Annotated in this window: 9 protein-coding genes; 4 read left to right on the forward strand and 5 right to left on the reverse strand. The window is 69.4% G+C overall.

Features of this window, described 5'->3' with window-relative positions; translation table 11 throughout:
- Window positions 1-32: 32 nt before the first annotated feature.
- Window positions 33-536, reverse strand: a complete 504-nt coding sequence (locus ABZ860_RS17865; RefSeq protein ID WP_357221147.1) for an NAD(P)H-binding protein — start codon at window positions 534-536, stop codon at window positions 33-35.
- Between ABZ860_RS17865 and ABZ860_RS17870 the strand changes: the two genes are divergently transcribed.
- Entirely contained in the window at window positions 524-748 is a 225-nt protein-coding gene (locus tag ABZ860_RS17870) for a helix-turn-helix domain-containing protein (RefSeq protein WP_357221150.1), read from the forward strand. The two genes, ABZ860_RS17865 and ABZ860_RS17870, sit on opposite strands and share 13 nt — an antisense overlap.
- A 256-nt stretch (window positions 749-1,004) precedes the next feature.
- Window positions 1,005-1,358: a VOC family protein gene (locus ABZ860_RS17875; RefSeq protein WP_357221152.1), complete on the forward strand. Its 354-nt coding sequence runs from the start codon at window positions 1,005-1,007 to the stop codon at window positions 1,356-1,358.
- A gap of 223 nt (window positions 1,359-1,581) precedes the next feature.
- On the opposite strand, the gene ABZ860_RS17880 is transcribed toward ABZ860_RS17875, so the two are convergent.
- Window positions 1,582-4,488: a vitamin B12-dependent ribonucleotide reductase gene (locus ABZ860_RS17880; protein WP_357221155.1), complete on the reverse strand. Its 2,907-nt coding sequence runs from the start codon at window positions 4,486-4,488 to the stop codon at window positions 1,582-1,584.
- Window positions 4,489-4,608: 120 nt separating this feature from the next.
- Window positions 4,609-5,073 (reverse strand): transcriptional regulator NrdR, encoded by a 465-nt coding sequence (gene nrdR, locus ABZ860_RS17885; protein ID WP_357221158.1) that lies wholly within the window; start codon window positions 5,071-5,073, stop codon window positions 4,609-4,611.
- A 431-nt stretch (window positions 5,074-5,504) separates the two neighbouring features.
- Here nrdR and lexA point away from each other — a divergent pair, with 431 nt between their 5' ends.
- Window positions 5,505-6,221: a transcriptional repressor LexA gene (gene lexA, locus ABZ860_RS17890; protein WP_239108415.1), complete on the forward strand. Its 717-nt coding sequence runs from the start codon at window positions 5,505-5,507 to the stop codon at window positions 6,219-6,221.
- An 89-nt stretch (window positions 6,222-6,310) separates the two neighbouring features.
- Here lexA and ABZ860_RS17895 read toward each other — a convergent pair whose 3' ends face one another.
- Both ABZ860_RS17895 and leuS read right to left on the reverse strand, forming a co-directional pair.
- Window positions 6,311-7,954 (reverse strand): cellulase family glycosylhydrolase, encoded by a 1,644-nt coding sequence (locus ABZ860_RS17895; protein ID WP_357221161.1) that lies wholly within the window; start codon window positions 7,952-7,954, stop codon window positions 6,311-6,313.
- Between the two features lie 180 nt (window positions 7,955-8,134).
- Window positions 8,135-10,597 (reverse strand): leucine--tRNA ligase, encoded by a 2,463-nt coding sequence (leuS, locus tag ABZ860_RS17900; protein ID WP_357221163.1) that lies wholly within the window; start codon window positions 10,595-10,597, stop codon window positions 8,135-8,137.
- Between the two features lie 440 nt (window positions 10,598-11,037).
- Between leuS and ABZ860_RS17905 the strand changes: the two genes are divergently transcribed.
- Entirely contained in the window at window positions 11,038-12,492 is a 1,455-nt protein-coding gene (locus ABZ860_RS17905; protein WP_357221166.1) for a hypothetical protein, read from the forward strand.
- Window positions 12,493-12,530 lie beyond the last annotated feature (38 nt).

Below are 12,530 nucleotides of genomic sequence, written 5' to 3' on the forward strand. Positions count from 1 at the left end.
GTCCCGGGTGAGATCAGCCGGACCTGTTGAGGTCACCGAGGACCCCGAGGGTCCGGCTGATCTGCTCCTGGGACCCGAACGGCACAGCGATGAAACTCCGTCGCGCCGTCGTCCAGCACGACCGGCGGCGGGGCCAGAACCAGCCAGTCGATCGCCGTGTCCGCGGCGCGCAACACGTCGAGTTGCGCCACATGCCCCAGGGAGAACTCCCGGTGCTCCACCGGGAAGCCGGGAGCGTCCTGGAGCATCATCCCGGGTGCGGTCTCGAGCGTGGTCCCGATGCCGAGCAGCACCAGCCGGCCGACTCCGGCACGCCCGAGACCGTCGACCAGGGCGTGCGCCGCCTCAGTGAAGAACTCCCGCGAGGGGACGTCGAGCCGGACGGCGACGTCGACCGCCGCGTCGTGCCGTGCGGCGGCCGCCGCGACGCTGTCCGCCCGGGTCACGTCTCCGGCGACCACGCTCACGCCCTCACTCGCCAGATCCCGATGCCTGTCCGGCTGCCGTACGACGGCCGGCCGGCGTGCGACAGACACTCGATCCCGACATGTTCGCGCACTGCCATGCCTCGGAAAGCCCACTGATCCGGATCGGCGACAAATGGACGGGACGGATTATCCGTTGCCTGGAGTCCCGTCCCCGGCGCTTCTCCGAATTGCAGATCCCGTTGCGCGGCATCACTCCGAAAGTGCTCACGGAAACGCTCCGGGCGATGGAGCGTGACGGCCTGGTGGAGCGCACGGCCTAACGCCGGAATGCCTCCCCGCGTCGACTACGAACTGACGCCGCTCGGCCATTCCCTGCGCGAGCCCATGGCGGCCTCCTGCGCCTGGTCACGGACACACCTGCCGGAAGTCCTCGAGGCGCGCGACGCGTATGAACTCGCGGAAGACCGGTCCGGCCGGGAAAGACATCACGGGTTCTCCCGAGATCGAGATGAAATTCGCCGAGCGGCGATGCCGTAGCGCCGGCCCGCCCGATTCCCGGCCTGGCAGGATGGCGCTATGGAACGTGTGCTTGGAATAGGTGGATATTTCCTGCGGGCCGCCGACCCGGTGGCCCTGGGCGCCTGGTATCGCGAATGCCTCGGCCTGGACGCCGACGAGAACGGCCTGTGGCGTCAGGAAGCCGGCCCGACGGTGTTCGCGACGTTCGAGTCCGATACCGACTACTTCGGGTCCCGCACCCAGCAGGCCATGCTCAACTTCCGGGTCCGCGACCTGGACGCGATGCTCGCGCAATTACGCGCCAAGGGAGCGGACGTGGCCGAACAGACGCAGGACATGGAGGGTGTCGGCCGATTCGGCTGGGTCACCGATCCCGAAGGCAATCGAGTCGAGCTGTGGCAGCCCGCCTGACCTCAGCCGCCCGCCACCGGCCCTCGTCCGGTCGAAGCTCCAGGTGACAGCACCGAGCGCCTGGCCTCCCAGGAAGCCAGGCGCTCGCCGTGTCAGCCGTCGTACGGACGACCGTGACGGTGGTCTCCTCCGGGCCACGGCCCGGAGGAGACCACCTTTGTTCATCTATCCGCGCCTCGTCTGAGCGCTTGCCCGGCTATCGCGTTCCGCTTTTCGCCCGTTTTCAGCTGCAGCCGCTGGTGCTGCCGCAGCCCTCGCAGACGTAGCAGCTGCCGGCCGGGCGCATCTTGGTGCCGCAGGTCATGCACAGCGGCGCGTCGGCCGTACGGCCCTGGTGGCTCTCCAGCGAGGCGCCGACCCGGCGCGGCTCCGGCACCGCCACCGGCGCGACCTGCCCGTTGGACGGGCCCTCGGCGGGCTTGGCCTCGATGGACGACGCCTTCTCGATGGGCGCGGACTGCCCGCTCTCGATGGGCGCAGACTGCGCCAGGGCGGCGGTGTCCACGTCCTGGAGCGCGGCCGGGTCCTCGCCGCGCTGCTGCGCGGCCCGCTCGGAGGCGGAGAAGATGCCCAGGGCGGCCCGGTCCTCGTACGGCAGGTAGTCGAGCGCGAGCCGCCGGAAGATGTAGTCCATCACCGACTGCGCCATCCGGACGTCGGGGTCGTCGGTCATGCCCGCCGGCTCGAAGCGCATGTTGACGAACTTCTGTACATACGTGTCGAGCGGCACGCCGTACTGGAGGCCGATCGAGATCGCCACGGAGAAGGCGTCCATCACGCCCGCGAGCGTGCTGCCCTGCTTGGACATCTTGAGGAAGACCTCGCCCAGGCCGTCGTCGGGGTAGGACGAGGCGGTCATGTAGCCCTTGGCGCCGCCCACCGTGAAGCGGGTGGTGGTGCTCGGCCGCTGGTTCGGCATCCGCCGCCGGGTCGGCCGCGCGACCTCCACGACCTGGACGATCGGCTCCTTCTCGACGGCTTCCTCGGAGACCTCCTCGGAGGTCTTCTTCGCGACCGACAGCGGCTGCCCGACCTTGCAGTTGTCGCGGTAGACGGCCAGGGCCTTGAGGCCGAGCTTCCAGCCCTCCAGGTAGACCTGCTCGATGTCGTCCACCGTGGCCGACTCGGGCAGGTTCACGGTCTTGGAGATCGCGCCGGACAGGAACGGCTGGACGGCCGCCATCATCCGGACGTGGCCCATCGGAGCGATGGCCCGCTCGCCCATCGCGCAGTCGAACACCTCGTAGTGCTCCGGCCGCAGGCCCGGGGCGTCCACGACGTGGCCGTGCTCGGCGATGTACTCGACGATGGCCTCGACCTGCTCCTCGAGGTAGCCGAGCCGGCGCAGCGCCCGCGGGATCGTCTGGTTGACGATCTGCATCGAGCCGCCGCCGACGAGCTTCTTGAACTTCACCAGCGCCAGGTCCGGCTCGATGCCGGTGGTGTCGCAGTCCATCATCAGGCCGATGGTGCCGGTCGGGGCGAGCAGCGACGCCTGGGCGTTGCGGTAGCCGTTCTTCTCGCCGAGCTTGAGGCACTCCTGCCACTGCCGGGTGGCCTCGGCGTGCAGGGCCTTGTCCATGTCGTCGAGCGTGCGCAGGTCGTCGTTGGCCGCGGCGTGCTTGCGCATGACCCGCTTGTGCGGCTCGGCGTTGCGCTGGTAGCCGTCGTACGGGCCGACGATCCCGGCCAGCTCGGCCGAGCGGCGGTAGGACACGGCGGTCATGAGCGAGGTGATCGCCCCGGCGATGGCGCGGCCGCCGTCGGAGTCGTACGCGTGGCCGGTCGCCATCAGCAGCGCGCCCAGGTTGGCGTAGCCGATGCCGAGCTGGCGGTACGCCCGGGTGGTCTCGGCGATCTTCTGCGTCGGGAAGTCAGCGAAGGTGATCGAGATGTCCATGGCGGTGATGATCAGCTCGGTGATCTTCACGAAGGTCGCGACGTCGAAGGAGTCGTCGTCGCGCAGGAACTTCAGCAGGTTGATCGACGCGAGGTTGCACGAGGAGTTGTCCAGGTGGACGTACTCCGAGCAGGGGTTGCTGGCCGTGATGCGCCCGGTCTCGGGGCAGGTGTGCCAGTCGTTGATCGTGTCGTCGTACTGCACGCCGGGGTCGGCGCACTCCCAGGCGGCCTGGGCCATCTTGCGGAACAGCGACCGGGCCTCGACCTCCTCGATGACCTCGCCGGTCAGCCGGGCCCGCAGGCCGAACGAGCCGCCGGCCTCGACGGCCCGCATGAACTCGTCGGAGACCCGCACGGAGTTGTTGGCGTTCTGGTACTGGACGGACACGATGTCCTTGCCGCCGAGGTCCATGTCGAACCCGGCGTCGCGCAGCGCGCGGATCTTGTCCTCCTCGCGCGCCTTGGTCTCGATGAACTCCTCGATGTCGGGGTGGTCCACGTCGAGGACGACCATCTTGGCCGCCCGGCGGGTGGCGCCGCCCGACTTGATGGTGCCGGCGGAGGCGTCGGCGCCGCGCATGAAGGAGACCGGGCCGCTGGCCGTGCCGCCGCTGGACAGCAGTTCCTTGGACGAGCGGATGCGGGAGAGGTTGACCCCGGAGCCGGAGCCGCCCTTGAAGATCACGCCCTCTTCCTTGTACCAGTCGAGGATCGACTCCATCGTGTCGTCCACGGCCAGGATGAAGCAGGCGCTCACCTGCTGGGGCGAGCGGGTCCCGACGTTGAACCACACCGGGGAGTTGAAGCTGAAGATCTGGTGGATCAGCGCGTGCTTGAGCTCGTGGTCGAAGATCTCCGCGTCCTCCTCGGATGCGAAGTAGCCGTTCTCGACGCCGGTCCTGGTGTAGACGCCCACGACCCGGTCGACGAGCTGCTTGAGGCTCGACTCGCGCTGCGGGGTGCCCACCGCCCCGCGGAAGTACTTGGTGGTGACGATGTTGGCCGCGTTGACCGACCAGAAGTCGGGGAACTCCACGCCGTGCTGCTCGAAGTTGACCGAGCCGTCTCGCCAGTTCGTCATCACGACGTCGCGCCGCTCCCAGCGGACCTCGTCGTACGGGTGGACACCGGGGGTGGTGAAGACGCGCTTCATCTTCAGGCCCTTGCGCGGGCGCTTACCCGGCCTGCCCCCCACGCCCGATACGGTGCCGCTCACGGTCTCCGTCATGACTTCCCCCTCCCAGGGCCCGGTGGAGCCCCTCTTTCGGACCACGCTCGTTACAACCTCATCGTCGCGCCGCGCCGTCGCGCGCCGCCGCCCGCCTCGTCCCGGCCCCCCGGAAGGCGCCTACTCCTCACCCTCCGGGCCGTGGGCCGCGCGCAGCCGCTCGATCTCCGCCTCGAAGTCCGCCAGCGTCTCGAAGCTGCGGTAGACCGACGCGAAGCGCAGGTAGGCCACCTCGTCGAGGTCGCGGAGCGGGCCCAGGATGGCCAGGCCCACCTCGTGTGAGGCGATCTCGGCCGCGCCGGTGCCCCGGATGCTCTCCTCGACGCGCTGCCCGAGCTGGGCGAGGGAGTCCTCGCCGACCGGGCGTCCCTGGCAGGCCCGCCGCACGCCGGCGATGACCTTCTCCCGGGAGAACGGCTCGGTGACCCCGCTGCGCTTGCTCACCATCAGCAGCACGGTCTCCTGGGTGGTGAACCTGCGCCCGCACTCGGGGCAGGTGCGCCGGCGGCGGATCGCCGCCCCGTCTTCGGCCGCACGGCTGTCCACGACCCGGGTGTCCGGATGGCGACAGAACGGACAGTGCACTTCATCGCCTCCCTGAACGCACATCCCGAACACAAGGTGTGGTGAACTTACACCGGTGTGACTACTAGATGTTGTGGTCCAACCGTAGAAGTGCCCGACCTTGAACGCAAGTCGAACCGGCCTTGGGCGAGGAAGTGCCTGTTCGGCGCGCGTGTCGCGCCTCCGGTCACGACGGCATCACCTGCCCCAGCCGTTGGCCAATACGCCCTTTACGCGCCTTTCCCTGCCGATTTCCGCAGGGCTTCTGACCTGGGCGTACAGCCACCAGAGAAGATCGGGTAAATCGAACACGGGATCGATCGAACTCCCGTACGATGAGGTGGACGGCGAGATCGGCGATTTCGCTGGATATCGAACAATTGTTTGACGGTGATCTTGAATCGCGGTACGGTCGCTCTGTGCGACATGAGGAACACGGATTGAGAGGTGGCATCGTGAGTGACCGAAGTGAGCAAGCGGATGGCGTCAGCGACCTCGCGGTTCGCAGGCGCGACTCGCTTGGCCTCACCCCCAGGCAGCGGAAGATCCTCGAGGTGATCCGCGACTCGGTCCAGCAGCGCGGTTATCCGCCGTCCATGCGGGAAATCGGGGAAGCGGTCCAGCTGACCAGCACCTCCAGCGTGTCGCACCAGCTCACGGCGCTCCAGCGTAAGGGCTACCTCCGGCGTGATCCGCATCGGCCCCGGGCACTGGAGGTCCGGCTGCCGGGCGAGCCGGTGCTGTGGGTGGACCCGGACGCCACATCCGAGGAGGAGTCCGGATTCAACCGGCCCACCGCGGCCTACGTGCCGCTGGTCGGCCGCATCGCGGCCGGTGGCCCCATCCTCGCCGAGCAGAGCATCGAGGACGTGTTCGCGCTGCCCAAGCAGCTCGTGGGCGAGGGCACGCTGTTCCTGCTCCAGGTCTCCGGCGACTCGATGATCGAGGCCGCCATCGCCGACGGCGACTGGGTCGTGGTGCGGCAGCAGCCGGTCGCCGACAACGGCGACATCGTGGCCGCCATGATCGACGGCGAGGCCACCGTGAAGACGTTCAAGCGCAAGGACGGGCACGTGTGGCTGGTGCCGCACAACCCCAACTACGAGCCGATCCCCGGTGACGAGGCCACCGTGCTCGGCAAGGTCACGGCCGTCCTGCGCAAGCTGTAGCGCGGCCCGCCGGTTCCGGACGCCGCACAGGGACAAGCCCGGCGCTCACGAGAGCGCCGGGCTTGTGCTGTGCCGTGTCCGGTCAGCCGTCAGGAGGCGGTGCAGCTCACGGGCGAAGGAACGCCGTTGGTGCCCGACCAGCTGCCGTTGAAGCCGAACGTCGTCGAGGCCCCGGCGCCCAGCGCGCCGTTGTAGGACAGGTTCGTCACCGTGATGTTGGACCCGCTCGCGCTGAGCGTGCCGCTCCAGAGCTGGCTGATGCTCTGACCGTTCGGGAAGGCCCACTTCACGGTCCAGCCCGAGATGGCCGAGGACCCCGCCTTCACCGTGACCTCGCCCTGGAAACCACCGGGATACTGATTGGCGATCTTGTACGTGGCCGTGCAGGTCTTCCCGCCCGGCGACGAGGGAGACGCGGACGGCGACGCGGAGGGAGACACGGAGGGAGACGCCGACGGCGAGACCGACGGGGACACGCTCGGCGAGGCCGAGGGCGACACCGGCGGCGTCGGGTTGCCGCCTGTCGGCGGGATCAGGTAGGGCGAGATGATGCTCTGCTTGGCCTGGTCGACCGTCGCCCAGTCGTCCTTCAGGATGCCGCCCGTGTCACCCGAGTTGGGGTTCCACGACCAGTAGGTGAACGACATGCCGTTCACCCCGCTGCCCATGTACTTCATGAGCTCCTGGAGCCAGATCTTGTCGGTGTTGCTGGCCAGTGTGGTGCCGAACTCGCCCACCATGATCGGCGCGATGTTCTGCTTGTACAGGTAGCCCCAGTACTTGTCCCAGATGGCCGGCATGTTGGCCGGGTAGGACGGGTCGTCGAACCACGCCTGGTGGTAGACCGACGTGGCGTACTCGTGCGGCGAGTAGACCAGCCGGTTGGCCACGTTCAGCCGCACCGGGTACTGCCCGGCCTTGGTGAGGTTGCCGCCCCACCAGCCGCAGTCCTCGTCGTTGCTGGTGTCGTTGTCCCAGACGTTGGACAGGCCGCCGCTCGGGCAGCTCACGCCCTCGACGAAGATCAGCCAGTTGGGCTGCACGGAGAGGATCGCGTTGCCCGCGCGCTCGGCCGCCAGACGCCAGTCGCGGGACTCGTCGCCGCAGCCCCAGCAGGAGCCGGTCGCGTTCGGGTTGGTCCCGTCGGCGTGCGGCTCGTTGTGCAGGTCGGCCCCGATGACGGTGGTGTTGCCGGCGTAGTGCTGGGCCAGTGACTTCCAGTCGCTGATCCAGGTGGACTCGGGGACGCCCGAGGTGTACCACAGGGCCGTCTGGCCCGCGCTGGTCGGGCGGTGCCGGTCGAGGATGATCCGCATGCCCTTCTGGCCGGCGTAGTCCACGACCTTGTCGAGGATCTGCAGCGGGGACAGGCCGATCAGGTCGGGGTTGGAGTAGGTGTTGACGCTCGTCGCCTGCGCGCCCGGCTTCAGCGCGTCGTCGGAGAACGGCACCCGGATGGTGTTGTAGCCGAGGCTCGCCATGAGGTCGAGCTGGCTCTTCCACGGGTTGTTCGCCCACAACCCGTGGAAGGTCTTGTTGTCGGTCTCCATGCCGAACCAGTTGATGCCGGTCAGCCGGACCGTGGCGCCGGTGCTGTCGACGATCTTGTTGCCGCTGGTGTGCAAGTAGCCGGTGCCCGTGCCGGCGGCGTTCGCCGGCGACCCGGTGACGACGAGAACGGTCGCCGCCATCGCGGCGGCTGTCGCCAGCCCGCCGAGAATTCGTCTGAACAAGACGTGCCTCCCACGCGGGGCGCACGCCGACGGCGAGCCATACGGTCAGGCGCGCACCCCAGACCACCGCCGGAGCGGTGGTGGTCGCGGCATGCCCTGACCGCACGCCTACATCGATATGACTAGTTTGTGGCTCGGGCGTAATTTTGTCCGGTAGGCCAGCCGATCGTCAACGTCCCGTCAGGGCACGATGTTGACGAGCTTCGGCGCCCGCACGATCACCTTGCGCGGCTCGCCGTCCAGGTAGGGCCGGACCTTGTCCGACGCCAGGGCCAGGGCCTGCAGGTCGGCCTCGGAGATGTCCGGGGAGACCTCCAGCCGGTCGCGGACCTTGCCCGCCACCTGCACCACGGCCGTGACCGACTCCTGGACCAGCAGCGCCGGGTCGGCCTCGGGCCAGCCGGCCTTGGCGACCGACGGCGCGTGCCCGAGCCGCTCCCAGCCCTCCTCGGCGACGTACGGCGCGATCAGCGACAGCATGATCGCCAGGGTCTCGGCGGCCTCGCGTACGGCCGGGTCGGCCGCGCCGGGCCCGGCGTCGATCGCCCGGCGGGCGGCCGTGGTCAGCTCCATCATGCGGGCCACCGCGACGTTGAAGCGGTAACCCTCGACGAGCTTGGTGACCTCGTCGATGGTCCGGTGGGTGACCTTGCGCAGCTCGACGTCGCCGCCGGAGAAGTCGATCCCCGGGGCGGACGCCGCACCGGCCTCGGCCATGACGCGGAACGCGCGGGCGAGGAACTTCTTCGAATGGGCCGGCGAGAGGTCTGCCCAGTCGATGTCGTCCTCCGGCGGCCCGGCGAAGATCATCGTGAGCCGGACGGCGTCCACGCCGTACGCGTCGATCTGCTCGCCCAGGTCCACACCGTTGCCCAGCGACTTCGACATCGCCTTGCCCCGGTTGATCACCTGGCCCTGGTTGAGCAGGCGCAGGAACGGCTCGGTGAAGCCGACCAGGCCCATGTCGTACAGGACCTTGGTGAAGAACCGCGAGTACAGCAGGTGGAGCACGGCGTGCTCGACGCCGCCGACGTACTGGTCGATCGGACCCCACTTGCGGACCTTCTCGACGTCGAACGGCCCGTCCTCGAAGTGCGGATCGCAGTACCGCAGGAAGTACCACGACGAGTCGACGAAGGTGTCCATCGTGTCGGTGTCCCGCTGGGCGGGGCCGCCGCACTTCGGGCAGGCGACGTTGACCCACTCGGTGGCCGCGGCCAGCGGCGAGACGCCCTTCGGCTGCAGGGCCGCGCCGCGCAGGTCGGGCAGCGTGACCGGGAGCTGGTCGTCCGGCACCGGGACCTCGCCGCAGTCCACGCAGTGGATGATCGGGATCGGCGTGCCCCAGAACCGCTGCCGCGACAGCAGCCAGTCGCGCAGCCGGTAGTTCACCGCGGCCTTGCCGGTGCCGCGCCCCTCCAGGATCTCGATGATCTTCTGGATCGCCTCGGTCTTCGTCAGGCCGTCCAGCGGGCCGGAGTTGACCAGCGTGCCCTCACCAGGGGTGGCGACGCCGGTCTCGCCCGGGTCGGCCAGGCCGGTGTGCACGACGACCTTGACCGGCAGGCCGAACTTCAGCGCGAAGTCGAGGTCGCGCTGGTCGTGCGCGGGCACCGCCATGATCGCGCCGTGGCCGTAGTCGGACAGCACGTAATCGGCCGCCCAGACCGGGATGCGCTCCCCGTTGACCGGGTTGATGGCGTACGTGCCCAGGAAGACGCCGGTCTTCTCCTTCTCGGTGGACAGCCGCTCGATGTCGGAGAGCTTGGCGACCTCGGCGCGGTAGGTGGCCAGCGCCTCCGCCTGCTCCGGAGAGACGATCTCCTCCGCCAGCGGGGCGTCGGCGGCCACGACGAAGAACGTCGCGCCGTACAGCGTGTCGGGGCGCGTGGTGTAGACGGTGACCGGCTCGTCGCGGCCCTCGATGCGGAACTGGACGTCGGCCCCGGTGGAGCGGCCGATCCAGTTGCGCTGCATGGTGAGGATGCGCTCGGGCCAGCCGCCCTCGATCTGCGCCATGTCGTCGAGCAGCCGGTCGGCGTAGTCAGTGATCTTGAAGTACCACTGCGTCAGCTCGCGGCGGATGACGTCGGCCCCGCAGCGCTCGCACTTGCCCGCCACGACCTGCTCGTTGGCGAGCACGGTCTGGTCCTGTGGGCACCAGTTGACCAGGCCGCCCTTGCGGTAGGCCAGGCCCCGCTCGTAGAAGCGGGTGAACAGCCACTGGTTCCAGTGGAAGTACTCCGCGTCGCTGGTGTGCAGGCGCCGCGACCAGTCGAAGGAGATGGCGTACCGCTTGAACGAGTTCGCCTGGGTGTCGATGTTCTTGTACGTCCACTCGGCGGGGTGGGCGTTGCGCTTGATGGCCGCGTTCTCCGCGGGCAGGCCGAAGGAGTCCCACCCGATCGGGTGCAGGACGTTGTAACCCTTCTGGAACCAGTAGCGCGCGACGACGTCGCCGATCGCGAAGACCTCGCCGTGCCCCATGTGGAGGTCGCCTGAGGGGTAGGGGAACATGTCGAGCATGTACTTGCGCGGCCTGGTGTCCGCGAGGTCCTCGACCGCCGCGAAGGGGTTCAGCTCCTCCCACCGCGGCAGCCACTTGGCCTGCAGCGCCTGCGGGTCGTACACCGGCTCGTCCACTTCCACTCCTCGCCAGGCGGCTGGAATCACACAGATGATTGCGCCCGCCGGGGGCAGGGCCCTGCGTCACGGTCCGAGGCAGCCACGGTCTCCGCGCTCTCGCGCTCCGAGACGGCTGCCCGCTCAGCAGGGTGGCGGCACGCGTGTCAAGCGTAGCGCAGACCGCAACCGGGACGCGGATCGATCTTCCGGGCTGACCTCGTGTGTCAAAGCGTGATATCCGATGGTGATAGTTCCGTTGTGGGCTCTTATGTCCATTCCCCTACTGTGCTGCCGTGGCCAACTCATTCCCGCCCGCGGATTTGCCGATGCAGGACCCGCCCACCGACCCCACAGGTGAGCAGTTCCGCGAGGCATTCCGCGGTTTCGCTGCGGCAGCCCCCGGCTCGCATGAGATCATGCCAGGCACCCCCAATTCGGGCATGATCTCGGGAGGTACCGTGCCCACGGACCGCAGCGAACACCAGCGGGAGCCGGCGTGGCCGGAGATCCCGCCGGCCTGGCCCGAGATGCCTCCCCCCTCGTCCTTCACCCCGACCGTCCGGTCCTTCGTCGACGGGGCGCCGCAGCAGTCCGCGGACGCGACCGCGACCATGGCGGGCCAGCCTTCCGGCACGGCTCCGAGCCGGCCCTTCCCCGCCTTCAACACTCCGGACGGCTTCAACGGCCCAGAGGGTTTCAGAACCGCAGAGGGTTTCGGAAACGCGGAGGGTTTCGGCGGCTCGGAGGGTTTCGGCGGCCCCGCGCCGAGGTACGGCACGCCGGGGCCCGCGGGCCCCGGTCAGGACCAGGGCCGGCGCCAGGGACATGGCCAGGGACAGGCCCAGGGACAGGGGCAGGGCCAGGGGCAGGGGCAGAGCCAGGGGCATGGGCAGACCGGCCCGCACGGGGGCGCTTTCCCGGGCGGCCCCGACCACTCCCGGCCCTCCGCGCCCTTCACTCCCTCGGTCCGCTCGTACGCCGAGTCCGCCCCGCCCGCCTCCGCCGCCCCGCCGGCGTCCGCCCCGCCGCCGCCTCCCCAGCCGGAGGACCCGTACCGGCCGTTCGTGACGGCGGGACAGATCAGCGGGCCCAAGACGCCTCCCGCGCACCGGCAGCAGGAGCTGTGGAACACGGTGTTCGGGGAGAACTACCAGGCCATCGACGAGTACGAGGAGGACGAGCCCGGCCGGCCGGTCTGGCTGTACGCACTGGTGGCCTCGGTCGTCGCCGCGCTCGTCGGGGTGCTCGTGTGGGCGTTCGCCGCCGGGCCGCTCAGCTCCGGCGACGCGGCCGAGGCGGCGACGTCCGCGAAGCCCTCCCCCGTCAAGTCCGGCGCCACGACCAAGCCGCAGGCGCAGACGTCGTCACGGCTGCCCGTTTACAAGGGCACGGCCTCCCCCGTGAGCGGCGTGCTCACCGACACCGCCGGCCGCATCACGCTGCCCAAGCTCGGCGGCCCCTGGCAGGCCGACGCCGACCCGGCTCAGATCAAGGCGACGTACGGCTTCACCAGCAGGCAGTACGTGCCGGCCGGCATGACCACGAAGGGCAAGCGCGAGTTCGCCGTGGTGATGTCGGGCCCGCTGGCGCAGTCGCTGGCCGTGAAGTACACCACACCCGACAACCTGAGCCCGGTCGTCAGCGCCGTGATGTTCCGGGCGCGGCAGACCCAGTTCCCCAAGGACAACAAGGTCACCAAGGTCGCCCAGCAGCGCCTGGCGCGCAACAACCTCACCGGCCTGGCCGCCGCCTACAAGGTGACCGCCGACGGCGCGACCACCACGGTCGTGGTCGCGGCCGTGAACACCGGCGCCGATCTTCCCACGATCGTCTACATGGCCGTGCCCCAGCTCAAGGACGACCTGCTCCCCGACATCAACACGGTCTTCCGGTCGATCAAGCCTCTCCGCTGACCGTGAGCCCGGCGGTGCGACGCCGGTGCGCGGGCAGG

Origin of the sequence: Microbispora sp. NPDC046973, assembly GCF_040644495.1 — a bacterium.
In the GTDB taxonomy this organism is placed as follows: Bacteria; Actinomycetota; Actinomycetes; order Streptosporangiales; family Streptosporangiaceae; genus Microbispora.